The organism is Bifidobacterium sp. LH_417, assembly GCF_056357035.1.
The window spans coordinates 109,687-133,277 of record NZ_JBKEVI010000003.1; the positions used below are offsets into that span (position 1 = coordinate 109,687).

Below are 23,591 nucleotides of genomic sequence, written 5' to 3' on the forward strand. Positions count from 1 at the left end.
AACGTCACAGCTCGCGCAATTGGGCTGCGATCTGGATGGCCTCGACGCTGGCTTCGGCCTTGTTGCGGGTCTCCTGCCATTCATTGGCCGGCACGGAGTCGAGCACCAGGCCGGCGCCGGCCTGCACGCTCGCCTCATGGTCGCGCAGGAACGCGGTGCGGATGGCGATGGCCATATCCATGTTGCCGGAGAAGTCGAAGTAGCCGACGGTGCCGCCGTAGATGCCGCGGTCGGCGGGCTCCAATTCGTCGATGATCTCGATGGCGCGCGGCTTGGGGGCGCCGGACAGCGTGCCCGCGGGGAACGCGGACATGAACACGTCGAACGCGGTCATGTCCGGGTTGACCTCGCCGGTGACGGTCGAGCAGATGTGCATGATGTGGCTGAAGCGTTTGATGTCCATGAGGGACACCACTTCGACGGTCTCCGGACGGCACACCTTGCTCAGGTCGTTGCGCGACAGGTCGACGAGCATGATGTGCTCGCTGCGTTCCTTCGGATCGGCGAGCAGCTCCTTGGCGAGTTTCGCATCCTCCTCCGGGGTCTTGCCGCGCGGGCGGGAGCCGGCGATCGGGAAAGTCATCGCATGGCCGTCATCCACCTTGATGAGCGTCTCCGGGCTGGAGCCGATCACGTTGAAATCACGTCCCTCGGCGTCGGTCAGCGCCATGAAGTACATGTACGGGCTCGGGTTGAGCGTGCGTAGCACACGGTACACGTCGAACGGGTCGGCGGGCGAATCGATGTCGAGACGCTGGGAGATGACCGTCTGGAACACGTCGCCGTCGATGATGTGCTTCCGCGTGGCCTCGACCGCCTTCTCGTACACCTCCTTGGGGGTGCGGAACCGCAGTTCGGGCTGCTTGACGGTGGTGTCGAGGGCGCTGACGCGGGCTTCCCCCGGCGTAGGCGTGGCCGCGTTCTCCTGCATACGGTCGAGGCGTTTGATGGCCTGATCGTAGGCGATGTCGGCACGGGTGGGCTTGTCGTCCACGTTCACCGCGTTGGCGATGAGCCACACCGAACCGGACACGTGGTCGACCACGGCGATGTCGGTGGCGAGGGCCAGCACCATCTCCGGCTGTCCGGTCTCGTTCGGCGCCTGGGCGCGCAGCGTCGGCTCCCAGTGGCGGATGGCGTCCCAACCGACGGTGCCGACCAGACCGGAGGTGAGGTTCGGCAGGCCTTCGACGCGCGGCGCCTTGAGCGTCTTCAACGTGGCGTGCGCGACCTCGACCACGTCGCCGTGCGTGGGCACCCCGGCAGGCACGGTGCCCAGCCAGTCGGCGTTGCCGTCCTTGTCGGCGCGCAGCTGCGCCATCGAATTCACGCCGATGAAGCTGTATCGGCTCCACGATCCGCCGTATTCCGCGGATTCGAGGATGAATGTGCCGGTGCGCCCGCCGGCGAGACGCTCGTAGAAGCCGACCGGGGTGAGCGAGTCGGCGAGCAGACGGCGTACGATCGGGATCACGCGGTAGCCTTCGCCCGCCAGTTCGAGGAACTGTTCGCGGTTCGGCCAGGTGCCGCCCCAGTTGAGATGTTCGACGCTGCATTCGGTCATGCCCGTGCCTCCGTTTCCGTATCGTCCGCGTTCCCTTCGCCGTCGGCGCCGCCCTGTTCCGGGGTGCGATGGCCGACGACCACCGGCAGCGGTCCGCCCTCGAGGAAGCAGCTGCGTTTGCCGGTGTGGCAGGCGGCTCCCACCTGGTCGACCTCGACGAGCAGCGCGTCGCCGTCGCAGTCGAGGGACACGCCCTTCACGTACTGCACGTGGCCGGACGTGTCGCCCTTGCGCCAGTATTCCTGACGGGAGCGTGACCAGAAGGTCACGCGGCCGGTGGTGAGGGTGCGCCGGAGCGCTTCGTCGTTCATGTAGCCGACCATGAGCACGTCGCGCGTGTCGTACTGCTGGACGACCGCCGCCACGAGACCTTTCGCGTCGCGCTTGAGACGCGCGGCGATGCGGGGGTCGAGTCCGGTCGTGTTGTCGTAGATGATGTCCGTCATATCTGTGTTGTCCGCCTTTGATGAACGTCCTCCTCCGATCCGTGTCGAAGGACTCCCGGGCACGGAAGGAGCAAGGAACCGAAATCCCGTTGAATATGGGTCACGCGCCTAACGCACCGTGTAGCCGTGGCGCTTGAGCTCGGCCTTCACGTCGGCGATGGTCATGAGGCCGAAGTGGAAGACCGATGCGGCGAGCACCGCGTTCGCACCAGCCTCGATGGCTGGTGGGAAATCCTCGACCTTGCCGGCACCGCCGGAGGCGATGATCGGGATTTTGACCTCCTTGCGCACGGCGCGGATCATCTCCAGGTCGAAGCCCTCCTTCGTGCCGTCGGCATCCATCGAGTTGAGGAGGATCTCGCCGGCGCCCAGCTCCTCGGCGCGCTTCACCCACCAGATCGCGTCGATGCCGGTGGACTTGCGGCCGCCCATCGTGGTGACCTCGAAGCCGGACTGCGTATGCTGCTCGCCCTTCTCACGCCGCGCGTCGACGGACAGGACCAGCACCTGGTTGCCGAAACGTTCGGCGACACGGCTGATGAGCGTCGGATCGTTGATGGCGGCCGTGTTGACGCCGACCTTGTCGGCGCCGCAGCGCAGCAGCGAATCCACGTCCTCCGGGGTGCGCACGCCGCCGCCCACGGTCATGGGGATGAACACCTGCTCGGCGGTGCGGGACACGACGTCGATCATCGTGTTGCGATGCGAACTGGAGGCGGTCACGTCGAGGAAGGTAAGCTCATCGGCGCCTTGCCGGTAGTATTCGGCGGCCAGTTCCACCGGATCACCGGCGTCCTTCAGATTCTCGAAATGCACGCCTTTGACCACTCGCCCGTCATCGACGTCCAGGCACGGGATGACTCGAACCGCCAGCGACATAACTTCACTCCCCTGTTAGCAAGGCTTTCTCTGTACAGGAGTCCAGACTAACGGCCGCACGTCGCTTGTGCGGCCGGCGTCTCGCTATGCTGACCAGAGGAACCGGACCGCGTCATTGTGCGCGCTCGAACGCCTCCTTGGTCTTGGCGGCGAGCTGGCCGCACGCGCCGTCGATGTCCTGGCCGCGCGTGTCACGCAGGGTGGCGGTGATGCCCGCGCTGTGCAGGATCTCGAGGAACCGTGCCTCGTCCTCCGGCTTGGAGGCGGTCCAGCGGGAGCCTTCGATCGGGTTGAGCGGGATCGGGTTCACATGCGCCCAATCGTCGCCGTAATGGTTGAGACGTTTGGCGAGCAGACGCGCATGCTCGGCCTGGTCGTTGATGCCGCGCATCAGCGCGTATTCGATGCTGACGCGGCGTTTGGAGGCGAGCCAGTAGTCATGGGCGGCGTCGAGCACCTGCGTGGTGTCGAAACGCTTGTTCATCGGCACGAGCTCGTCGCGCAGCTCGTCGCTCGGCGCGTGCAGGGATACGGCGAGACGCACGGGGATGCCTTCGTCGGCAAGCTTCCTGATGCCGGGCACGACGCCCACCGTGGAGACGGTGATGTTGCGCGCGGAGATGCCGAAGCCCTCGGGAGGCATGGCGGAGATCTGGCGCACGGCGGACAGGACGGAACGGTAGTTGCCCATCGGCTCTCCCATGCCCATGAACACGATGTTGCTCAGGCGTCCGGGGCCGCCCGCCACCTCGCCGTCACGCATCATGCGGGCGGCCACGCGCACCTGCTCGAGGATCTCCCCGGCGGACATGTTGCGGGTGAGGCCGAGCTTGCCGGTGGCACAGAACGGGCATCCCATACCGCAGCCGACCTGGGAGGAGATGCACAGCGTAGTGCGGGTCGGATAGCGCATGAGCACCGATTCGATGTGCGACCCATCGAACAGCCGCCACAACGTCTTGATGGTGGAACCACCGTCAGCCACCTGGCGGGTGACCTCGTGGATGAGCTCGGGGAAGAACGCGGCCGCCGCCTCGTCACGCTTGGAGGCCGGAAAGTCGGTGAATTCGGCGGCGTTCACGTCGAAACGTCCGTAATAGTGGTTGGCAAGCTGCTTGACGCGGAACTTCGGCATGCCGAGGCCCTTCGCCGTTTCGATGCGTTGCTCGGGCGTCATGTCGGCGAAGTGCAGCGGCGGTTTGCCCCGGCGTGCGTGGTCCTTGGACAGCACGTCGCGGAACGCGCCGGTGGTGCCTCCCGGCGTGATGCCTGTCTCGGGGGTCTCCCCGCCGATGATGGTGTTCTGGTCGGCCATGTCTGGCTTCCTTTCGTCACGGTTCGTCGCGTGTCTTCACGGTGCGTCGCGGGTCCGCCGCGAACGTCAAACGGGCCGGACAATCGTCACGACTGTCCGGCCCGGGAATCGACCGGTCTCTCACCGGCGTCGGGTCATCGGCGTCACAGTCCGGTGAACCACAGGAGAATGCAGGTGAACGGCGCCGCCATGAGGATGGAGTCGACGCGATCCATCACGCCGCCGTGACCCTTGAGCAGGTGGCCCATGTCCTTGATGCCGAGATCGCGCTTGATCATCGAGGCGCACAGGTCGCCGAACGTGCCGGTCACGCCGACGAGCACGCCTTCAAGCACGGGAACCCACCACTTCGACGTCCACACGTCCGGCGCATACGTGCAGAACATGACGGCGAAGGCTCCGGCCATGGCGAACAGCACCGAGCCGGCGAGACCCTCCCAGCTCTTCTTCGGCGAGATGCGCGGTGAGAGCTTGTGCTTGCCGAGCCACGCTCCGGCGAACAGACCGCCGGTGTCGGACAGGGCGGGAAGGAACACGAGCATGATCGCGTGCGCGACCGGATGGCCATGGAAGGTCAGCGGTACGACGATGCACGCGGCCAGCACGGGGATGTACAGCACGGTGAGCACCGACACGGACACGTGGCTGAGCCGGGAATGATGCTGTTCGCCGCCCTCGTGGTTGAACGAGGATTCGAGACGAGCGCCGGCCTCCGTGTGGGAGAGCTTGTCGGCCACGGCGAGCGACAGGCGGTTGCCGAAGCTCAGCTTGGCGGTCGCCGTCAGCGCGACCAGCATGATCGATGCCATGGCGCAAAGCGCCATCGCCACGACGTGCAAGGGGGCATAGTAGGTGGCGAACAGGGTCGCGGCCGAGCATACGCACAGCATGGCGAACGGGATGTGCAACCCGACGGTCGCGAAGTCGACGCGCAGCTCCCACAGGGCGAGGATCATGAACACGACGATCAACGCCACGAACAGGTCGATGCTGAGCAGCATCGCGGCGAGGATGATGGCGATCAGGACGACGGCGGTGCCGATCGCCTGTGGCATGTTCCTGCCGGTCTTCTTGTTGATCTCGTCGAGTGCGACTTCGGCCTCTTCGTGGAGTTGTTCGTTGCGTTCCATATCCCTATCCGGAGGTTCAGACCTCCATGATCTCCTTCTGCTTGGTCTCCAGCAGGGTGTCGATCTCGTCGGTGACGGACTTGGTGACCTTGTCGAGGTCCTTGAGGAGACGATCGCCCTCGTCCTCGCCCATGTCGCCGTCCTTGACGGACTTGTCGATGCCTTCCTTGGTCTTGCGGCGGATGTTGCGCACCGCGACCTTGCCGTCCTCGGCCTTCGACTTGGCGAGCTTGACGTACTCCTTGCGGCGTTCCTCGGTGAGCTCCGGCATGGTGATTCGGATCACGTTGCCGTCGCGGTTCGGGCTCACGCCGAGATCGGAGTTGCGGATGGCCTTCTCGACGGCGCCAGCCTGGGAGGCGTCGAACGGGGTGACGGAGAGGGTGCGCGGCTCCGGCACGCCGATGGAGGCGACGGCCTTGATCGGCGTGGGGGCGCCGTAGTAGTCGACCACGATGCCGTTGAGGAGGGCCGGGTTGGCGCGGCCGGTGCGGATGCCCGCGAAGTTCTCCTTGGTGTTCTCCACGGTCTTGGCCATCTGCTCCTTGGCCTGTTCGATGACGTTTGCCATGTTGTGCTCCTTGCTGTTCGTCTGCGAACGGTTGTTATGCGGTTTGCTTCCCTACCGATTGTAGGGGTTCGACGCGGATTCGGGCTATTCCGCCACGCGCGATTCGGCGGTGGAGACGAGCGTGCCGATCTCGTCACCGAGCAGGGCGCGGGTCACGTTGCCCGGCTCCTCGAGGCCGAAGACGCGGATGCGCTTCTTGTTGTCGCGGGCCATGGACAGCGCGGAGGCGTCCATGACGGCGAGGTTGTCGACCAGGGCGCGGTTGTAGCTCAGAGTCTCGAAACGCTTGGCCTCCGGGTTCCGGCGCGGATCGGCGGTGTACACGCCGTCGACGCCGTTCTTGCCCATCAGGACCTCGTCGCAGTGGATCTCCAGCGAACGCTGGATGGAGACGGTGTCGGTGGAGAAGTACGGCATGCCCGCTCCGGCGCCGAAGATGACCACGCGGCCCTTCTCCAGATGGCGGATTGCCTTGAGCGGAATGTACGGTTCGGCGACCTGCCCCATGGTGATGGCGGTCTGCACGCGGGTGGCCTGCCCCTCCTGCTCGAGGAAGTCCTGAAGAGCGAGGCAGTTCATCACGGTGCCGAGCATGCCCATGTAGTCGCCGCGGGAACGGTCGATGCCGGCCTGCTGCAGTTCGGCGCCGCGGAAGAAGTTGCCGCCGCCGGTCACGATGGCGACCTGCACGCCCTGCTGGACGGCGGGGACGATCTCCTCGGCGATCCGGCGAATCACCTTGGTGTCGATGCCGACCCTGCCGCCGCCGAACGCTTCGCCCGACAGCTTGAGCAGCACCCTGCGCGGCTTGTCCTTCGCCTCGTTGCCAGTCATACCTGTTACACCTTTCGTTTCTCGGACGCGCGGCACGACGAATCGACGACATACCGCGCGTCCACGAAAATTACCATCTGACAGGTTATCCGCCGTTCACGACACTGCACGGCAACGCCGTGTGCCGGGCCGCATCTACCACATCGCCACACGGGCGACGGACGATTCCCGTGTTCGCCGCGCACCCCTCATCGTCCGCCGCCCAACCGTTCCGCAATCAGATTGAGCGCGGAGCCGGCCACGACGAGCAATGCGCCGCACCAGAACGGCAGGGACAGCGACAGTCCGAGAATGACCGAACTGGCGGCGACCGACAGCACCGGCGTCGCATATGAGGCCACGGCGAGCGTTCTCAGGCTGCCGTGCAGGATGCCGTACCCCCAGAGCGCGTATCCGCCGCCGATGACTGCGGCGCAGGCGACGACGGCGAGCCAGTCGAACGGACCCGGCATCGACGCCGGCAGCCCCTCGCCCGACATGAGGTGGATGACCCACAGGGAGGCCGCCACCCCGGGGAAGAAGACCGATGTACCGTCCAGCCCACCGGACATGGCGGGTGTGATCACCGCGTAGAGCGACCATGCGAACGCGCCGAGAAATGCGAGCAGATACGGCAGCGGATTGGACGCGATATGCCCGATCGCCGCTTCGGGGCGCAGTCCGCCGTTGCCGCCGACGGCCAACGCCACGCCAACGGTGGCGACGATGGCTCCCGGCAGCGCCCGCCAGACCGCGCCTTTGCGCCGCGGCCTGCCGATGGCGGCGGCGAGCAGCACCATAAGCGTGGGCCACAGATAGTTGACGAGACTCACTTCGACGGATTGCTCGGCTGTGGACGCCAAGCCGATGGACAGCGATATGGAGGACTCGTAGAACACGAAAAGCACTCCCCCGACAATCAGATACCGTCTGGGATAGTCACGCAACGGCGAGGGGCGATGGAAGACGAGCAGCAGCACCGCGCCGCACGTGTAGATGATCGCCGAGCCGAGCGTGGCGCCGAACGCCTCGGCGACGACGCGCACCAATCCGGTCATCAGGCTCCACACGGCGATGGCCAGAAGTCCCACCGCGGTGGCACGCGTGGCGGGGACGGCTCCGGGACGATTCTCCTCGGGATTCATACGGCGTCCACATCCTTTCCTTCCGATTTCTCGGACTTGTCGAGGGTTCCAACAACAGGATGGCGGCCGCGCATCATGGATGCGCGGCCGCCATCATTCAGCGTGTCGTGTGGCCGTCGATCGAATCAACCGATGGCCTTGCGAGGGAGTGGCTCACTCCTCCTCGCCCTTGCCGACCTCGACGCGGGCGAAGGCGAGGGCCTTGCCGCCGACCTCGTCGAAGAGCTTGCCGACGTTCTTGGACGGATCCTTGACGAACGGCTGCTCGAGGAGGACGACCTCCTTGAAGAAGGCGTTGAGACGGCCTTCGACGATCTTCGGGACGATCTTCTCCGGCTTGCCCTCGGCGAGGGACTTCTCGGTGGCGACGCGACGCTCGGACTCGACCACGTCGGCCGGAACGTCCTCACGGGTCAGCCACTTGGCACCCATCGCGGAGATCTGCAGGGCGGCCTCGTGCGCGACGGCGGCGCCGGCCTTGTCGGTGGCGATCATCGCGACGATGCTCGGCGGCATCTCGGCGGACTTCTTGTGGGCGTAGATCTCGACGTGCTCGCCGGAGATCTTCGCGAACTGGCCGACCTTGACGTGCTCGCCGAACAGGGCGGCGGCCTCCTCGATGGCCTCCTTGACGGTCTCGTCACCGGCCTTGGCGGCCAGCAGCTCGTCGGCGTTGTTCGCGTCGGCGGCCACGGCGTAGCCGAGGATGGTGTCGGCGAACTCGACGAACTTCGGGGTCTTGGCCACGAAGTCGGTCTCGGAGTTCAGCTCGACCGCGTAGCCGGTCTCGCCTTCGGCGCCGGCGACGACCTTGGAGGCGATGGTGCCTTCCTGGGCCTTGCGGCCTTCGCGCTTGCCGGCCGCGGCGATGCCCTTGGCGCGGATGATCTCCTTGGCTCGGGCGACGTCGCCCTCGGCCTCGGTCAGGGCCTTCTTGACGTCGAGCATGCCGGCGCCGGTGTCCTCACGAACCTGCTTGATCAGAGCGGCGGTAATTGCTGCCATGAAACTTGTCTCCTTGGGATGAAAATCGATTGCGTTCCCCTATGACAGGAGGTGCAATCATAGTTGCACCTCCCATCCTAGCGGTAGGTGAACCTGCATGGTTCACGCTCGGCGAATCCTTAATCGGGGATTCACTCGGCCTTGGCTTCGCCTTCGGCGGCCGGGGCGGCGTCCTGGTTCTCCAGGAGCTCCTTCTCCCAAGCGGCCATCGGCTGCTCGGAGGCGCCCTCTTCCTTGGCGGCCTTGCCGGAGCGCTCCAGCAGACCGTCGGCGACGGCGTCGGCCATGAGGCTGGTCAGCAGCTCGATGCCGCGGATGGCGTCGTCGTTGGCCGGAATCGGGTAGTCGACGGACTCCGGGTCGGTGTTGGTGTCGACGATAGCGACGACCGGGATGCCCAGCTTGTGGGCTTCCTCGACGGCCAGCGCCTCCTTGTTGATGTCGACGACGAACATCGCGGACGGGGTGCGGCCCATGTTGCGGATGCCGCCGAGCTGCTTCTCCAGCTTGTCCTTCTCGCGCTCGAGGAGCAGGAGCTCCTTCTTGGTCAGGCCGGAGCCGTGCACGTCGGAGAAGTCCATCTCCTCGAGCTCCTTAAGGCGGCTGACGCGCTTGGAGACGGTCTGGAAGTTGGTCAGCATGCCGCCGAGCCAACGCTCGGAGACGTACGGCATGTTCACGCGGGTGGCCTGGGCGGAGACGGCCTCCTGGGCCTGCTTCTTGGTGCCGACGAAGAGCACGGTGCCGTTGTGGGCGACGGTGGTCTTGATGAAGTCGTACGCCTTGTCGATCATCTCGAGCGACTTGAACAGGTTGATGATGTGGATGCCGTTGCGCTGGGTGAGGATGAACTGCTTCATCTTCGGGTTCCAACGACGGGTCTGGTGGCCGAAGTGCAGACCTGCCTTCAGCATTTCGCTCATCGTGATCTGAGCCATGGTGATGCTACCTTTCTTGTCGGTTATTGCCTGGCCATGCGCACCTGCGTGCAGCTCCGGACCGTGTTTCCACAGGGCGGGGCCGACCGACACAGGCCGTCGCGGACATGACGCGAATTCGTCGTGCGCCGGTTGACGGTAATGGGTGGTCCGGAACGGCTGCGACTCCGCTCCTCGCCGGTTGACGCACGATGCACAAAGATAACACACGTCATGGAAAAAGGGCGTCCCGCCGACGTATCGTCCGGCCGGACGCCCTTGTCTCCGCTCCCGTGTTCCCGCGGGATGCGGCTCACTTCTGGTGTGCGCGCATGTATCGGAGCGCCGCGCGGCGCTCCTCCTTCTCCAGACGGTCGAGGTAGACGTGGCCGTCGAGGTGGTCGGTCTCATGCTGGAGCATGCGTCCCATGAGCCCGCTGCCCTCCAGCACGATCTCCTTGCCGTCGAGGTCGATGCCGCGCACGCGGGCGTAGTCGGCGCGGCGCGTCTTGTACCACAGGCCGGGAACGGACAGGCATCCCTCGTCGCCGTACTGTTCGCCGCGTGTCTCCTCAAGCACCGGGTTGAGGATATAGCCGATCTTCCCGTCGATGTTGTAGGAGAAGGCCCTGAGGCTCACGCCGATCTGGTTGGCGGACAGGCCGGCGCGTCCCGGGTCGTCGACGGTCTCGAGCAGGTCGTCGACCAGTCGGCGCACGGCGGGCGTGATCTCGCGGATCTCGTCGCAGGGGGTGCGCAGCACGGGGTCGGGGACGATGCGGATCTCACGGATTGCCAAGGCTAATTCTCCTCGTTGTCGTTCTCGGTATGGTCGGTATGGGTATGGTCGGCGTCACCGACTGGGACATCGGAGGGAGCGGCTCCGGCGCCCCCATCCGCGCCGTCGGACTGGCGCTTGATCTTCCCGGACACGCTAGCAAGCGAATCCGACACGTTCTCCTTGGCCTGCTCGTACGCGGTGCGCAGGTTCTTGGGATTGACGTTCTCGGAGGCCTGCTTGACGGTCTCGGCGGTGCGTTTGACCGATTCGGTGGTCTTGTCGAGGATGCGCACGGTGGCGGGCAGCGGCTTGCCGGAGTTGCGCGGCGTGTATATCTCGTTCTCGATGACATCCTCGTAGCGCTTGAGCACCTTCGGGCGCACGACCTTCATGCTGGGTGTCAGCGTACCGGCATCCTGACTGAACTCCTCGTCGAGGATGGCGAACTTGCGCACCGATTCGGCGCGGGACACGTTCGCGTTCGCCTTGTCGACGTACTGCTGGACGAATGCGCGCACCGCGTCGTTGGAAGCGATGTCGGCCATCGGCGCGTCCCCGTCGAGCCCCTGCGAGACGAGCCAGGAGCGCGTCATCTCCGGCTCGAGTTCGATGAGCGCGGCGATGAACGGCTTGCCGTCGCCGACGACGACCGCATGGTCGACGATCGGGCAGGTGGCGATGGTCTCCTCCATCGGGGCGGGACTCACGTTCTTGCCTCCGGCTGTGATGATGATGTCCTTCTTGCGGCCGGTGATGGTGACGAAGCCGTCGTCGTCGATCGAGCCGAGGTCTCCGGTGCGGATCCACCCGTCGTCGGTCTTCGTCTCGGCGGTGAGCTCCGGCTGCTTGTAGTAGCCGAGGAACACGTTGGGGCCGGTGAGCAGCAGTTCGTCGCCCTCCCCCTGACGCACGCCCATGCCGGGGCCGGGCTTGCCGACCGAGCCCACCTTGTTGGCGTCCTGCCAGTTGACGAGCATCGGCGCGGCGGTTTCGGTCATGCCGTATCCCTGGATGAACGTGATGCCGTCCATACCGTTGAAGAAGTGCGCGAGATCCGGGTTGAGGGGCGCGCCGCCGCACGCCAGCCATGCGAGGTTGGGTCCGAGGGCGGAGCGCACCGATTTGCCGACCGTCGCCATGTAGAACGAGTGTTGGATGCGGGCCAGCGGCGAATGGGCCTTGCCTGCCTGCTCGTCCTTCGACCACTGTACGAAGTGACGGTATGCGGCGGCGAACACGCGGCCGGCGATGCCGTTGCCGGCCTTCTGGGAGGCGGCGTTGTACACCTTCTCGAACACGCGGGGCACGCCGAGCAGGTAGGTGGGCTTGAACGAGCGCAGGTCGGCGAGCAGATGCTTCGCCCCGGGGATGTATCCGACGACTCCGTGGCCTCCGATGGCCACGTACTGGATGTAGCGGGCGAAGCAGTGCGCCAGCGGGAGGAACAGCAGCAGACGGTTCTGGTTGTAGAGCATGTCCTCGAGGATGATGTAGCCGTTCTTCACGATATGCGTGAAGTTGCGGTTGGACAGCATGGCGCCCTTCGGCTTGCCGGTCGATCCGGACGTGTAGACGATGGTGGTCATGTCGTCGGCCTTCACGCGCGCGATGGCGGCGTCAAGCTCCTCGTCGGAGACGTTCGCCCCGAAGTCGGCGACCGCGTCGAGGCCGTTCGCCTTGAAGTTGAACACGTATTCGAGGCTCGTCACCTCGTCGCGGACCTGTTCGAGGGTCTGCGCGTGGCTTTGGTCGCCGGCGAAGGCGATCAGCGGCGACGTGTCCTCGATGATCGAAGCGGCCTGACGTTCCGAATCGGTCTCGTAGATCGGCACGCTCACCGCGCCGATGGCGGCGCAGGCGAAATCGGTCACGCCCCACTCGTAGCAGGTGGCCGAGTAGATGGCGACCATGGTTCCCGGACGCACGCCGAGGCCGATGAGGCCCTTCGCCACATCCCTGACGCGGGAGAGCATCTCGGAGGCCTTCACCGAATGCCAGCGGCGGTCGTCGTCCTGGTATTCGGCGATCTCGTCATCAGGAGCGCTTTCGGCGCGGGCGGCGAGCAGGGAGAAGATCGTGTCGCCGTCGTCGGTCACATACTCGGGATCGGAAATATACTCACGCAACATGGACACCAGACTATACCCGGTCCGGTATCAGCCATGCCGGCGGCAGCGCGCCCGCGGGGCGGTCCCCCGTCATCCGATGTCCGCGACGGTGCACAGCCACCGTGACCCGCGCACCTCGAATCTGAGGTTCGACCAGTATGATTCGCCGCCGACGGACAGGTGGACGGCGAGTTCGAGCGCGGTGGGGCCCACCAGCATGCCGTCGAGGGAGAACGGCACGACCGGTAGATAGCGCATGCGCGTCCGGTACACGTCGTCGGCCCGCATGGTGCTGTCCATCAGATAGGCCATCCGCTCCAACTTCCCCACGCATGGCGGATCGACCGCGCGACGCAGGAATGACGGGGACAGGCTGCCGCGGATCACGTCGGCGGCGAGACAGGCGACGCGGCATCCGGACACGGCCATCGCATGCATCTGTTCGTCCGTCATCGCGTCGTCCACGACCGCGACGATGCGGTACGGGACCGGTTCCGGCGCGAGTTCGACGCAGATGACGCCCTCATACACGGGAGGAACCCGGCCGTGCGCGAATCCGGCCGAGGGGAAGATGACATATCGTTGCGGCTGCATGTTGGGCTCCTTCGTCCGTCCTACACCGGCTTCCCCGCCCGCTTCCGGACGACGACCGAACCCATCACATCATGCACCGGGGCCCCACGTCAACAGACGTGGGGCCCCGGTGCATCACCGTGGACAACACGGTGGATAATCTCCCGTCAGCGACGGCCGGCATACGGCGTGACGACCACGCCGCAACGCTGGAAGTTCTTCACGTCCACATAACCGGTGGACGCCATCGCGCGACGCAGCGCGCCGACGAAGTTCGTCGTGCCGTCGGCGGTGTGGCTCGGTCCGAACAGGATCTGCTCGAGCGGGGCGACCGTGCCGACATCGGTGCGGAAGCCGCGCGGCAGCGTCTGGTGGCGGGCCTCGGCGCCCCAGTGCTTGCCGTGGCCCGGCGCCTCGGCGGCGCGGGCGAGCGGCGCGCCGAGCATGACCGCGTCGGCGCCGAGCGCGAGCGCCTTGACGAAGCTGCCGGAGTCGCCCATGCCACCGTCGGCGATGAGCTGCACGTAACGGCCGCCGGACTCGTCCATGTAGTCGCGGCGTGCCTCGGCCACGTCGGCGATGGCGGTCGCCATCGGGGCCTCGACGCCGATCGTCTGGCGCGTGGCGGACACGGCGCCGCCGCCGAAGCCGACGAGCACACCCGCCGCGCCCGTGCGCATCAGGTGCAGGGCCGCCGTGTAGTTGGCGGCACCGCCGACGATGACCGGAACATCCAGATCGTAGATGAACTGCTTGAGGTTGAGCGGCTCGTGGTCCTGCGAGACATGCTCGGCGGAGACGGCGGTGCCGCGGATCACGAACAGGTCGACGCCCGCGTCGACGACGGTCGAGTAGAACTGCTGGGTGCGCTGCGGGGAAAGCGCGCCGGCCACGGTGACGCCGGCGTCGCGGATCTCGTGCAGACGCTTCGTGATGAGCTCCGGCTTGATCGGCTCCGCGTAGATCTCCTGGATACGGCGGGTGGCGCCGTCGGCCGGCAGATTCGCGATCTCCTCCAGATACGGTTCCGGATCGTCGTAACGGGTCCACAGGCCCTCAAGATCGAGTACGCCGAGCGCGCCGAGCTTGCCCATCGCGATCGCCGTGGCCGGACTGGTCACCGAATCCATCGGCGCGCCGATGACCGGCACGTCGAACTCGTAGGCGTCGACCTGCCATGACGTGGAGACGTCCTGGGGGTCGCGCGTCCTGCGGGAGGGGACGATCGAGACGTCGTCCAGCGAGTAGGCCATGCGGCCCTTCTTGCCCAAACCGATTTCAATTTCCTGAGACATGGCTTCGAGCCTAATGCGCGCGCGGGACGGGCGGAACCGCGGAGCCCCTCCCATCTCACATACTCGAACGCAATCGTTCGACGTTACAAACCTGCGCTAGGAATTGGCACTGTCTCAACAGCATCCCCCAGGAGGAACCATGGCCAGAATCAAGGTCGAAGGCAAGGTCGTCGAACTCGACGGCGACGAGATGACGCGCGTCATCTGGAAGGACATCAAGAATCGACTCATCCTGCCGTACCTCGACGTGGACCTCGACTACTACGATCTGGGCATCGAGAACCGCGACGCCACCGACGACCAGGTCACCATCGACGCGGCACGCGCCATCCAACGCGAGCACGTGGGCGTCAAGTGCGCCACGATCACACCCGACGAGGCCCGTGTCAAGGAGTTCGGTCTGAAGAAGATGTGGAAGTCCCCCAACGGCACGATCCGCAACATTCTCGGCGGCACCATCTTCCGCGAGCCGATCGTCATGAGCAACGTGCCCCGCCTCGTGCCCGGCTGGACCAAGCCGATCGTCGTGGCCCGCCACGCCTTCGGCGACCAGTACAAGGCCACCGATTTCAAGGTGCCGGGCGCCGGGCGCCTCACCGTCACGTTCACGCCGGATGACGGCTCCGAGCCGATCCAGCACGTGGTCTACGACTACGGAGCCGACGGCGGCGTCGCCCAGGTGCAGTACAACGTCAACGATTCGATCCGCGGCTTCGCGCGCGCATGCTTCAACTACGGCCTCATGCGCCACTACCCCGTATACCTGTCCACGAAGAACACGATCCTCAAAGCCTACGACGGCCAGTTCAAGGACATCTTCGCCGAGATCTACGAGACCGAATACAAGGAGCGCTACGAGGCCGAAGGCCTCACCTACGAGCACCGCCTCATCGACGACATGGTCGCCAGCTCGCTCAAATGGCACGGCGGCTACATCTGGGCCTGCAAGAACTACGACGGCGACGTGCAGTCCGACTCCGTCGCCCAGGGCTTCGGCTCCCTCGGCCTCATGACCTCCGTGCTCATGACCCCCGACGGGCAGACCGTCGAGGCCGAGGCCGCCCACGGCACCGTCACCCGCCACTACCGCCGCTGGCTCAAGGGCGAGAAGACCTCCACCAACCCGATCGCATCGATCTTCGCCTGGACCGGCGGCCTCAAGCACCGCGCCGACCTCGACGGCACGCCCGAGGTCCGCCACTTCGCCGAAACGCTGGAGAAGGTCATCGTCGCCACCGTCGAAGGCGGCCAGATGACCAAGGACCTCGCCATGCTCATCGGCCCCGACGAGCCGTGGCTCGACACCGAGGGCTTCATGAACGCACTCGACGAGAACCTCGCCATGGCGCTCGCCGACTGACGACGGCGCGCAGGGCACCCATGCGACGGATTCGCATGGGTGCTACTACAATCGACGACAGTGCACAGCCAGTCAATCGAAAGGAATCCCGTCCCATGGCACTTCGCAGCAGCAGCATCGCGGCACGACTGATCGCCATGGCGGCGGGATTCGCCATGCTCGCCTCCTGCACGGCATGCGGCGCCACGCAGGCCGAAGACACGAACGCCGGCACGTCGGACAGCGCCGCCACAACGACGACGAAGACCGCGGGAAGCGCGGTCATCTTCACACCATCCGACGGCATCACCATCTCGCAGCGCACGCCGCTCAACAAATGGGCGAAGCTGACCCCCGAGATCACGGCGAGGCTCGTCGAAGCCGGCATGCCGAAGAAGTCGATCGAAACGAAGACCTCCTCCGATCTCGACGCGCAGAGCCGCGACGTGCAGGATTGGGTCGTGAACCATATGACCGCCGCCGACGAGTCGGAGTCCGACAAGGAGGCTGCGAAGCGCACGACGCTGATCGTCGCCCCCGCCGTCGACGTGGATTCGTCGACGCGACAGTACGGCGACTACGTCACGCAGCCGCTGTCCGATTCGTCCTCCACCGAGACGTCGGGAACGGCGGGAACGTCCGGCACATCGGACACCTCGGAATCGACCACGGACGACGATTCGAGCGACGCCTACTCCCGTCTCGCCTCCGCATTGCAGCTCGCGCAGGATTCCGGCATGCACGTCATACTGCTCGCCAACGGAGTGAACGACATCACGCCGGACGCGTTCGTGCGATTCTCCACGGCCGAGCAGATCGGTCGTGTGCAGGCGCAGAAACTCGTCACGAAGCTCGATCTGGCGAAGGCAAGCAAAGACAACCCCAAGGCCGTCGAAGTGGTCATCCCCTATGCCGCGGACACGAAGGACGGCGACGACACGGCCGATTCCGGCGATGACGACGCATTCGCACGCGAGGCGTTCGCCGGCATATGGCAGGTGCTGCAACCCTACTTCACCCAAGGCAAGGCGTATTCGCCGTCCGGACTGCTCACGAAAGACTCCTCCGACTCCGATTGGCGCGACGTGACCGTCGACACGACCGACGAGAAGAACATCGCGGAGGAGATCGACAAACGTCTGCCGACGAAGAAGACCTCCGAAGGCACGTCGTACACGCGCATCGACGGCATCATCGCGATGAACGACTACGTCGCCTCCGTCGTGACCAATGAGCTCGACACGCTCGGATACACCGGATCGGCCGCCGACATCAATCCGCAGATCACCATTTCCGGCATCGTAGGCAACATCGCCGGACGCAAGGATCTGCAACGCGGCAGCGTCCCGGATCCAGCGAAGGCCCCTGAAGACGATTCGACCGATGGATCCGGCGACGCCAACGGTACGGAGAATGAGGATACGGACGCCTCGGATTCGACGGTTTCCTCCCAGTCCGGCGTCGACGAGACGAACCGCCGCTGGCCGATCGTCACCGGGTTCGGCGGCTACGTGGACACACTGCCTCAGGTGGTGAACGGCAAACAGTGGATGACGGGATTGGAGAACCGCGTCGCCCTGGCCTCCGATACGGCCGAGGTCGCGGTGAAGCTCAACCGCGGAGAGTCGCTCGGCAAACTCACCTACGTGTCGAGGAAGAAGGCTCCCGGCGCACTGAAGAAATCGATTGTCGTCGAGGAGGAGCCGTTGGCCGTCAGCGCGTCGAATCTCAAGGCGACGCTCATCGACCCCGGATACATCACCATGGCCGACGCCGGGCTGTGACCGTAGGGGCACCGGCATGATGAAGGCCTGCTCCCCGTCTTGGGGAGCAGGCCTTCATCATGCCGTCATGCGGCGGAAGAACCTGGTACCGCCCGGCAATCAGAAGCCGAGGCGTTCCAGCTGCTTGGGGTCGGATTGCCAGCTCTTGGCGACCTTGACGTGCAGGTCGAGACGTGCCTTCTGCCCGACGATGCGGTTGACCGGGGTGCGCAGCTTCTTCTTCACGGCGGTCAGGTTCCTCGCGCCCTTGCCGATGATGATCGGCTTCTGCGAGTCGCGCTCCACGTAGATGGACACGCGCACATCCGCCTTGCCGTCGTAAACCTCGCCGGTCTCGTTGTCCTCCGGATAGTCGATGGAGTCGACGACGACCGCCAGCGAATGCGGCAGCTCGTCGTCCAGCTGTTCGAGGAACGCGCCGCGGATGAGCTCGGCGATCGTCTCCTCGGGACGCTCCTCGCTGATCTGCTCCTCCGGATACATCTGCGGGCCTTCCGGCGTGTGCTCGATGAGCACCTTCTTCACCTCGTCGAGGTTGTCGTGACCGAGCGCGCTCACCGGCACGATGTCGGCGAAGTCGGCGAACCCGTCGATCTCGATGAGCTTGGCGACGAGCTGTTCGCGCGTGAGCTCGTCGATCTTGGTGACGATGGCGATAAGCGGCACTTTCCACGCGAACGTGCCGTCCTCGCGCTTCACGGCGAAATCGGAGCGCAGACGGGACAGGATGCGCTTGTCGCCGGGACCGATCTCCTGGTCGGCAGGCAGCAGGAACGCCACCTCGTCCACATCGGACAGGCTTTCGTCGACGATGTCGTTGAGACGCTGGCCGAGCAGCGTGCGCGGACGATGGATGCCGGGCGTGTCGACGAGCACGAGCTGCGCGTTCTCGGTGGTGAGGATGCCACGAATCGCCTTACGCGTGGTCTCGGGACGGGACGAGGTGATGGCGATGCGCGTGCCGATGAGCGCGTTGATGAGCGTGGACTTGCCGACGTTCGGCCTGCCCACGACCGCCACGAATCCGGAACGGTACGGCTGCGCCTCATGGCGGTCCGCGCCGCCGTCCGCGGTCGTTGCTTCGTTCGTCGTTGCGGCGGTTTCGGTCATGTCACTCCTTGGATTGGGTCTTCGTATCCGCGGCCTTGCCGTCGCCGTCCTCCAGGGACGCCCCGGCCTGCCGCTCGCCGTCTCCGGCGTTGCCATCTTCCTCGTGCCCCTCGACGTGCGCCGGCTCCACCACGATGGTGGACACCTTCTTGCGTCGTCCGGCGGAGTCGACGGCGGTGAGCTTCAGCCCTCGCGTCACGGCGGAGGCCCCGACGATCGGCACACGGCCGAGCAGCTTGGTGAGCAGTCCGTAGACGGTGTCGACGTCGTCCTCATCGATGTCGATCTCGAAGATCTCCTCCAGATCGGCGATGGGCGTGCGCGCCGGCATGCGCCACTTGCGGTCGCCGATCCGCTCCGGCTCCTCGTGTTGCGTGCGGTCATGCTCGTCCTCAAGTTCGCCGACGATCTGTTCGATGGCGTCCTCGATGGTGACGAGTCCGGCGATGCCGCCGTATTCGTCGACGACGACGGCAACGTGCTGCCGGGAGCGCTGCATCTGATGGAACAGGTCGTCGACCGGCTTGGATTCGGGCACGAGCATCGGATCGCGCACGATGGATTCGACCGCGCGTCCGAGCGCCGCCTGGTTGAACGCGGTGGCACGCACGGCGTCCTTGAGGTAGGCGACGCCGATGAGGTCGTCCACGTCGTCGCCGATGACGGGCACGCGGGAGAATCCGGAGCGCGAGCACAGCTTGAGCATCGCCTCGAGCGTCGCATCCCGTTCGATGCAGATCATGTCGGTGCGCGGCACCATGATCTCGCGGGTCAGCGTATCGGACAGGGTGAGCACGTTGCGCAGCATCTCGGAGACCTCGGGGTCGAAGTCGTTCGATTCGACGAGACGGTCGATGGTGGCGCGACCCTGCTCCTGTTGGATCTTCTCCAGTTCCTCGTCGTCGGACAGCTCCTGGGCGCGGCGACGCCCCTCACGCGCCGCGCCGAGCCGCAGGAACGGCGTGAGGCGGACGGCGGCTGCGACGAGACGGGAATGCTCGATCATGATGTCGGCGGGCTTGATCGCGCCGGTCTCGCGCGGACGGACGAACACGCTGACCACGGCGACGATGATGGCGACGACCACGCCGATGACGATCTCCATCCACACGCGGGCACCCCACAGTGCCGCCACGATGGCAACGAGCACGCCGACGAGCACGTTGCTGGCGATGCGGAAGAACGCGCACGCCCCAGCGGTCACATATCGGTCGGCGATGAGCCTCTGCACGCGGTGGATGCGGTCGACGCGCTTCATGCGGCTGAACTGGGTGAGTTCGCCGTCGGTCTGCGCCTCCAGCACGAGGTTGTTGAGGCTGGCGCGCGTGACCCTGCCCACCGCGCCTTCGGCGGCGGCGAGGGACAGGGACAGCCACACCATCAGCGCGGCGACGATGACGAGTGCGGCGGTGACCGCAATCATGGTCTGTTGGGAATACTCCATCGGTGTTGCGTTTCCTTCATGCCCGGAACCTGTCCGGTCGTCGTGCATCCGACCTGTGCCGGATGGTGGGGTTATGTCGTGGGATCAGCGGGTGATCTGGCGTCCGGAGCCGTGCTGCGTGTCGTAGGCGGCGAGCGCGTCCTCGCTGCCGGCGGGCAGGGCGACGGGGTCGCCGAGGTCGTGGCGTACGGCGATGAACGTGAGCAGCAGCTGGCGTTGCAGGCCGAACATCTGGCGTTCCTGCTGCGGGTTCACGTGGTCGTAGCCGAGCAGGTGGAGGATGCCGTGGATGGTCAGGAGCATCATTTCCTGAAGTATGCCGTGTCCGGCGGCGGCGGCCTGTTGGGCGGCTACCCATGGGCAGATGACGATGTCGCCGAGCACTCCTTCCATCACGGTCTTGCCGTCGCCGGGGCGCAGCTCGTCCATCGGGAAGCTCATCACGTCGGTGGGGCCTTCGAGGTTCATCCAGTGTTCGTGCATTTCGGCGATGGGTTCGGGGTCGACGAACAGGATCGTCAGGTCGGACTGGGTGCTCACCTTCATCTGGTCGAGTACCCATACGCCGAGGTCGGAGAAGAGTTTCGGGTCGATCGTCCATACGGTCTCGTTGGAGACGTCAACGCTCATCGGTGTCCTTTCGTGTCGTCGCCGCGGCGGTCATGGTGTCCGTGGTGCCGTCTTTCGCCGCGGTCTTCGTGTGCTTCGCGTCTTTCGCGTTGTGCTCGCGCGAGATGCGCCTGTGGTCGCCGTCCAGTCCTTCGCTGCGGTTGTATGCCTCGACGATCTGTCCGACGAGGCGGTGGCGTACGACGTCCTCGGCCTTCAGGTGCACGAACGCGATGTCCTTGATGTCGCCGAGGATGCGTTCGATGGTGGCGAGTCCCGATCGCGGCACGGTGAGGTCGACCTGGGTGATGTCGCCGGTGATGACCATCTTCGTGTTGAAGCCGAGTCGGGTGAGGAACATCTTCATCTGCTGTTCGGTGGTGTTCTGCGCCTCGTCGAGGATGACGTAGGCGTCGTTGAGGGTGCGTCCTCGCATGTAGGCGAGCGGCGCCACCTCGATGGTGTTGTCGTCCATGAGCCGCCTGAGCTGGTCGGTGCCGAGCATGTCGCCGAGCGCGTCGTACAGGGGGCGCAGGTATGGGTCGACCTTGTCGTTGAGGGTGCCGGGCAGGAAGCCGAGGCTTTCGCCGGCTTCGACGGCGGGTCGTGTGAGGATGATGCGTCGCACCTGACGGTCCTGGAAGGCGCGTACGGCTTTGGCGACGGCGAGGTAGGTCTTGCCGGTGCCGGCCGGTCCGATGCCGAACGTGATGGTATGTGATTCGATGGCCGCCGCATAGGCTGCCTGTCCGGGGGTTTTGGCGCGTACCGGGTTGCCGTTCGCGTAGGTGATGACACCGGGGACGGCGGGACGGCGGCGTCCGTCGCCTCTTCTGTTTCTCGCGCTTTCGGCTTCGACGCGCTGCAGCGTCTCGACTTCGCGTCCGTGGCCGGGATGGGTGGCGCGCGTACGGTTGTCGAGCACGTCCTGATCGATCATACGGCGCACGGTATCGGCGTCCATGGGGGCCGTGTGGGCGGCTTCGATGATCGTGTTGATGAGCCCCTCGGCCTTTGACGCGTCGGTCTCGGTCTGTTTGGAGCGTGAGACGATGGCCACGCGGTTGCCGCGCACGATGATCGTCAGTTCGGGGAACGCCTTCTCTATTTCGCGGATCACCTCGTCCACGGGGCCGAGCACGGCCACCGGGTCGAGCTGGGTGGGGATGGTGATGGTGCGTGTTGTGGTCGCCACGGATTCCTTTCCTGGTTTCCTGGAATATAAGACCGTTCGGATGAAGGTATGGTCCCGCCGGCCGTCCGCCGGCGGGGAGGGGCGGACTACTCGTCGAGCTTCTCGCCCGTCATCACATGCGCGTGCACGTGGAAGACGGTCTGTCCGGCGTCGAGGCCGGTGTTGAACACGAGACGGAACGCGCCGTGGAAGGCGTCGTCGGCGATGTGCTGGGCGACTTCGACGATGTGGGCGAGCTGGGCGGGGTCGGCGGCGGCGAGCTCGGCTACGTTCGCGTAGTGCTTCTTCGGCACGACCAGCACGTGGACCTTGGCCTTGGGGTTGATGTCCTTGAAGGCGTATGTGGTGTCGTCCTCGTATACCTTGGCGCTGGGGATGTCCCCGGCGATGATCTTGCAGAACAGGCAGTCGTCCGATGCGCTCATGGTTGCTCCTTCATGCGGGTCGCGCGACGCTGGGCCGCACGGCCATGGTTTCCGCACCCAGCTTAGCGCGTCCCGTCACCGTCCTCCGGCAGGCCGGCGTACATCCGCTTTACGCGTACCGTCCCAGCGCGCGGCTGAGCAGCGACAGCGCCACCGGGCCGGCGGCGGACGCCCGGAGGATGTTCGAGCCGAGCACGACGCTGTGCGCGCCGGCTTCGGTGAACGCTGCGACCTCCTCCTCGCTGATGCCGCCTTCGGGGCCGACCACCACGTACACGGTGCGGGCCTTGGCGTCTTCGAGACAACGGTCCGCGAGGGCGGACACGAGCCTTTCCACCGACGTCCACGTGTCGGTGGCGTCTTGGTGGAGCACGATGACGAGGTCGCCGTGCACGTTGGCCCTAAGGCACATGGCGACGATCTGCTTCGAGGAGACGCACTCCCCCAGTTCGGGACGCCATGCTCGCCGGGACTGTTCGGTGGCGGCGTCCAGTGTCGTCCTCCATTTGCGGTCGGTGCGGCCGTTCTTCCATTTGGCGATGGAACGGTCCGCCTGCCAGGGAATCACCTCGTCGACGCCGATCTGCGTGGCCACGTCGACGGCCTGTTCGTCATGGCCGTTCTTCGCGAGGGCCTGCACGAGCGCGAGACGCGTCACCGGAGCGGGTTCGCGCACGAACTCGCGCACTTCGGCGACGCCGTTGTCCGGATCGTCGAGCACCGCGGTGACGCGCAGCCCCCGCCCGTCGGACAGCTGGAGCTCGTCGCCGGTTTTCAGGCGCATCGACTGCACCGCATGCCGTCTGACCTGCGCGGGCAGCGTGAGCTTCCACCCGGCGTTGAGCTCGTCCGAATGGACCGGAACGTCGTCACGGTCGGAATCCAAGAGAAACAAGGCTTTCGTCATGCCCACAAGGCTATCAGCACCATTGCGACACGCCGATGATTGCCTAGATGCGGAAAACGTGTATTGTATTCATTCGTTGCTTCACAGCGACAAGCACCTGCCCGGGTGGCGGAATGGTAGACGCGCTAGCTTGAGGTGCTAGTGCCTATTTTTAACGGGCGTACGGGTTCAAGTCCCGTCTCGGGCACCATCGAAAACCCCTTGGAAACAAGGGGTTTTCTTGTATCTCCACACGA

The 23,591-nt window shown here is 65.6% G+C and carries 22 protein-coding genes and 1 tRNA gene; 3 read left to right on the top strand and 20 right to left on the bottom strand.

What is annotated here, in order from left to right:
• Nucleotides 1–4: 4 nt before the first annotated feature.
• The 14 genes from trpE to AC1AYR_RS03600 form a co-directional block, all read right to left on the bottom strand.
• Nucleotides 5–1,564, bottom strand: coding sequence for an anthranilate synthase component I (gene trpE, locus AC1AYR_RS03535; protein ID WP_476511390.1), 1,560 nt, complete (start codon nucleotides 1,562–1,564; stop codon nucleotides 5–7).
• Nucleotides 1,561–2,010, bottom strand: coding sequence for a phosphoribosyl-AMP cyclohydrolase (gene hisI / locus AC1AYR_RS03540; protein ID WP_476511389.1), 450 nt, complete (start codon nucleotides 2,008–2,010; stop codon nucleotides 1,561–1,563). The genes trpE and hisI overlap by 4 nt, the downstream gene beginning before the upstream one ends.
• Before the next feature lie 108 nt (nucleotides 2,011–2,118).
• On the bottom strand, nucleotides 2,119–2,889 hold the full coding sequence (gene hisF, locus AC1AYR_RS03545) for an imidazole glycerol phosphate synthase subunit HisF (RefSeq protein WP_476511388.1): 771 nt from the start codon (nucleotides 2,887–2,889) through the stop codon (nucleotides 2,119–2,121).
• 112 nt (nucleotides 2,890–3,001) lie between these two features.
• Nucleotides 3,002–4,204 (bottom strand): dual-specificity RNA methyltransferase RlmN, encoded by a 1,203-nt coding sequence (gene rlmN / locus AC1AYR_RS03550; protein ID WP_476511387.1) that lies wholly within the window; start codon nucleotides 4,202–4,204, stop codon nucleotides 3,002–3,004.
• A 143-nt stretch (nucleotides 4,205–4,347) separates the two neighbouring features.
• Nucleotides 4,348–5,334 (bottom strand): phosphatidate cytidylyltransferase, encoded by a 987-nt coding sequence (locus tag AC1AYR_RS03555; RefSeq protein WP_476511386.1) that lies wholly within the window; start codon nucleotides 5,332–5,334, stop codon nucleotides 4,348–4,350.
• A gap of 16 nt (nucleotides 5,335–5,350) precedes the next feature.
• Entirely contained in the window at nucleotides 5,351–5,905 is a 555-nt protein-coding gene (gene frr / locus AC1AYR_RS03560; RefSeq protein WP_476511385.1) for a ribosome recycling factor, read from the bottom strand.
• Nucleotides 5,906–5,989: 84 nt separating this feature from the next.
• Entirely contained in the window at nucleotides 5,990–6,739 is a 750-nt protein-coding gene (gene pyrH / locus AC1AYR_RS03565; protein WP_476511384.1) for a UMP kinase, read from the bottom strand.
• Between the two features lie 188 nt (nucleotides 6,740–6,927).
• Nucleotides 6,928–7,863 carry an aromatic amino acid DMT transporter YddG gene (yddG, locus tag AC1AYR_RS03570; RefSeq protein WP_476511383.1) on the bottom strand — a complete coding sequence of 312 codons (936 nt, stop codon included), beginning with the start codon at nucleotides 7,861–7,863 and terminating at the stop codon, nucleotides 6,928–6,930.
• Nucleotides 7,864–8,016: 153 nt separating this feature from the next.
• The gene (tsf, locus tag AC1AYR_RS03575) at nucleotides 8,017–8,868 is read right to left on the bottom strand and encodes a translation elongation factor Ts (RefSeq protein ID WP_476511382.1); all 852 of its coding nucleotides are present in this window, start codon (nucleotides 8,866–8,868) and stop codon (nucleotides 8,017–8,019) included.
• A 131-nt stretch (nucleotides 8,869–8,999) separates the two neighbouring features.
• Nucleotides 9,000–9,806, bottom strand: a complete 807-nt coding sequence (rpsB, locus tag AC1AYR_RS03580) for a 30S ribosomal protein S2 (protein WP_476511381.1) — start codon at nucleotides 9,804–9,806, stop codon at nucleotides 9,000–9,002.
• A gap of 292 nt (nucleotides 9,807–10,098) precedes the next feature.
• A complete protein-coding gene (gene def, locus AC1AYR_RS03585) occupies nucleotides 10,099–10,584 on the bottom strand; it encodes a peptide deformylase (protein WP_476511380.1) in 486 nt (161 codons plus the stop codon).
• Between the two features lie 2 nt (nucleotides 10,585–10,586).
• Nucleotides 10,587–12,695 (bottom strand): AMP-dependent synthetase/ligase, encoded by a 2,109-nt coding sequence (locus AC1AYR_RS03590; protein ID WP_476511379.1) that lies wholly within the window; start codon nucleotides 12,693–12,695, stop codon nucleotides 10,587–10,589.
• Between the two features lie 69 nt (nucleotides 12,696–12,764).
• Nucleotides 12,765–13,268 (bottom strand): Rv3235 family protein, encoded by a 504-nt coding sequence (locus AC1AYR_RS03595; RefSeq protein ID WP_476511378.1) that lies wholly within the window; start codon nucleotides 13,266–13,268, stop codon nucleotides 12,765–12,767.
• A gap of 146 nt (nucleotides 13,269–13,414) precedes the next feature.
• A complete protein-coding gene (locus AC1AYR_RS03600) occupies nucleotides 13,415–14,542 on the bottom strand; it encodes a GuaB3 family IMP dehydrogenase-related protein (RefSeq protein ID WP_476511377.1) in 1,128 nt (375 codons plus the stop codon).
• 139 nt (nucleotides 14,543–14,681) lie between these two features.
• Here AC1AYR_RS03600 and AC1AYR_RS03605 point away from each other — a divergent pair, with 139 nt between their 5' ends.
• Both AC1AYR_RS03605 and AC1AYR_RS03610 read left to right on the top strand, forming a co-directional pair.
• Nucleotides 14,682–15,902 carry an NADP-dependent isocitrate dehydrogenase gene (locus AC1AYR_RS03605; RefSeq protein ID WP_476511376.1) on the top strand — a complete coding sequence of 407 codons (1,221 nt, stop codon included), beginning with the start codon at nucleotides 14,682–14,684 and terminating at the stop codon, nucleotides 15,900–15,902.
• Nucleotides 15,903–15,997: 95 nt separating this feature from the next.
• A complete protein-coding gene (locus AC1AYR_RS03610; RefSeq protein WP_476511375.1) occupies nucleotides 15,998–17,665 on the top strand; it encodes a substrate-binding domain-containing protein in 1,668 nt (555 codons plus the stop codon).
• A gap of 99 nt (nucleotides 17,666–17,764) precedes the next feature.
• Here the strand turns inward: AC1AYR_RS03610 and era are convergent, their stop codons facing one another.
• The 6 genes from era to AC1AYR_RS03640 form a co-directional block, all read right to left on the bottom strand.
• Nucleotides 17,765–18,775, bottom strand: coding sequence for a GTPase Era (gene era, locus AC1AYR_RS03615; protein WP_476511374.1), 1,011 nt, complete (start codon nucleotides 18,773–18,775; stop codon nucleotides 17,765–17,767).
• Between the two features lies 1 nt (nucleotide 18,776).
• Complete coding sequence (locus AC1AYR_RS03620; protein ID WP_476511373.1) at nucleotides 18,777–20,219, bottom strand: hemolysin family protein; 1,443 nt, start codon at nucleotides 20,217–20,219, stop codon at nucleotides 18,777–18,779.
• Nucleotides 20,220–20,303: 84 nt separating this feature from the next.
• Complete coding sequence (ybeY, locus tag AC1AYR_RS03625; RefSeq protein ID WP_476511372.1) at nucleotides 20,304–20,849, bottom strand: rRNA maturation RNase YbeY; 546 nt, start codon at nucleotides 20,847–20,849, stop codon at nucleotides 20,304–20,306.
• Nucleotides 20,839–22,023 (bottom strand): PhoH family protein, encoded by a 1,185-nt coding sequence (locus AC1AYR_RS03630; RefSeq protein ID WP_476511371.1) that lies wholly within the window; start codon nucleotides 22,021–22,023, stop codon nucleotides 20,839–20,841. The genes ybeY and AC1AYR_RS03630 overlap by 11 nt, the downstream gene beginning before the upstream one ends.
• A gap of 86 nt (nucleotides 22,024–22,109) precedes the next feature.
• A complete protein-coding gene (locus AC1AYR_RS03635; RefSeq protein ID WP_476511370.1) occupies nucleotides 22,110–22,448 on the bottom strand; it encodes a histidine triad nucleotide-binding protein in 339 nt (112 codons plus the stop codon).
• Nucleotides 22,449–22,557: 109 nt separating this feature from the next.
• A complete protein-coding gene (locus AC1AYR_RS03640) occupies nucleotides 22,558–23,355 on the bottom strand; it encodes a 16S rRNA (uracil(1498)-N(3))-methyltransferase (RefSeq protein WP_476511369.1) in 798 nt (265 codons plus the stop codon).
• Between the two features lie 99 nt (nucleotides 23,356–23,454).
• Between AC1AYR_RS03640 and AC1AYR_RS03645 the strand changes: the two genes are divergently transcribed.
• Nucleotides 23,455–23,545 (top strand) — tRNA-Leu (locus AC1AYR_RS03645).
• The last annotated feature ends 46 nt before the right edge of the window (nucleotides 23,546–23,591 follow it).

What these genes read in the sequence shown, in the direction of transcription:
- trpE (WP_476511390.1), bottom strand. Translation starts at nt 1,564, where the DNA reads ATGACCGAATGCAGCGTCGAACATCTCAACTGGGGCGGCACCTGGCCG.
- hisI (WP_476511389.1), bottom strand. Translation starts at nt 2,010, where the DNA reads ATGACGGACATCATCTACGACAACACGACCGGACTCGACCCCCGCATC.
- hisF (WP_476511388.1), bottom strand. Translation starts at nt 2,889, where the DNA reads ATGTCGCTGGCGGTTCGAGTCATCCCGTGCCTGGACGTCGATGACGGG.
- rlmN (WP_476511387.1), bottom strand. Translation starts at nt 4,204, where the DNA reads ATGGCCGACCAGAACACCATCATCGGCGGGGAGACCCCCGAGACAGGC.
- AC1AYR_RS03555 (WP_476511386.1), bottom strand. Translation starts at nt 5,334, where the DNA reads ATGGAACGCAACGAACAACTCCACGAAGAGGCCGAAGTCGCACTCGAC.
- frr (WP_476511385.1), bottom strand. Translation starts at nt 5,905, where the DNA reads ATGGCAAACGTCATCGAACAGGCCAAGGAGCAGATGGCCAAGACCGTG.
- pyrH (WP_476511384.1), bottom strand. Translation starts at nt 6,739, where the DNA reads ATGACTGGCAACGAGGCGAAGGACAAGCCGCGCAGGGTGCTGCTCAAG.
- yddG (WP_476511383.1), bottom strand. Translation starts at nt 7,863, where the DNA reads ATGAATCCCGAGGAGAATCGTCCCGGAGCCGTCCCCGCCACGCGTGCC.
- tsf (WP_476511382.1), bottom strand. Translation starts at nt 8,868, where the DNA reads ATGGCAGCAATTACCGCCGCTCTGATCAAGCAGGTTCGTGAGGACACC.
- rpsB (WP_476511381.1), bottom strand. Translation starts at nt 9,806, where the DNA reads ATGGCTCAGATCACGATGAGCGAAATGCTGAAGGCAGGTCTGCACTTC.
- AC1AYR_RS03590 (WP_476511379.1), bottom strand. Translation starts at nt 12,695, where the DNA reads ATGTTGCGTGAGTATATTTCCGATCCCGAGTATGTGACCGACGACGGC.
- AC1AYR_RS03595 (WP_476511378.1), bottom strand. Translation starts at nt 13,268, where the DNA reads ATGCAGCCGCAACGATATGTCATCTTCCCCTCGGCCGGATTCGCGCAC.
- AC1AYR_RS03600 (WP_476511377.1), bottom strand. Translation starts at nt 14,542, where the DNA reads ATGTCTCAGGAAATTGAAATCGGTTTGGGCAAGAAGGGCCGCATGGCC.
- AC1AYR_RS03605 (WP_476511376.1), top strand. Translation starts at nt 14,682, where the DNA reads ATGGCCAGAATCAAGGTCGAAGGCAAGGTCGTCGAACTCGACGGCGAC.
- AC1AYR_RS03610 (WP_476511375.1), top strand. Translation starts at nt 15,998, where the DNA reads ATGGCACTTCGCAGCAGCAGCATCGCGGCACGACTGATCGCCATGGCG.
- era (WP_476511374.1), bottom strand. Translation starts at nt 18,775, where the DNA reads ATGACCGAAACCGCCGCAACGACGAACGAAGCAACGACCGCGGACGGC.
- AC1AYR_RS03620 (WP_476511373.1), bottom strand. Translation starts at nt 20,219, where the DNA reads ATGGAGTATTCCCAACAGACCATGATTGCGGTCACCGCCGCACTCGTC.
- ybeY (WP_476511372.1), bottom strand. Translation starts at nt 20,849, where the DNA reads ATGAGCGTTGACGTCTCCAACGAGACCGTATGGACGATCGACCCGAAA.
- AC1AYR_RS03635 (WP_476511370.1), bottom strand. Translation starts at nt 22,448, where the DNA reads ATGAGCGCATCGGACGACTGCCTGTTCTGCAAGATCATCGCCGGGGAC.
- AC1AYR_RS03640 (WP_476511369.1), bottom strand. Translation starts at nt 23,355, where the DNA reads ATGACGAAAGCCTTGTTTCTCTTGGATTCCGACCGTGACGACGTTCCG.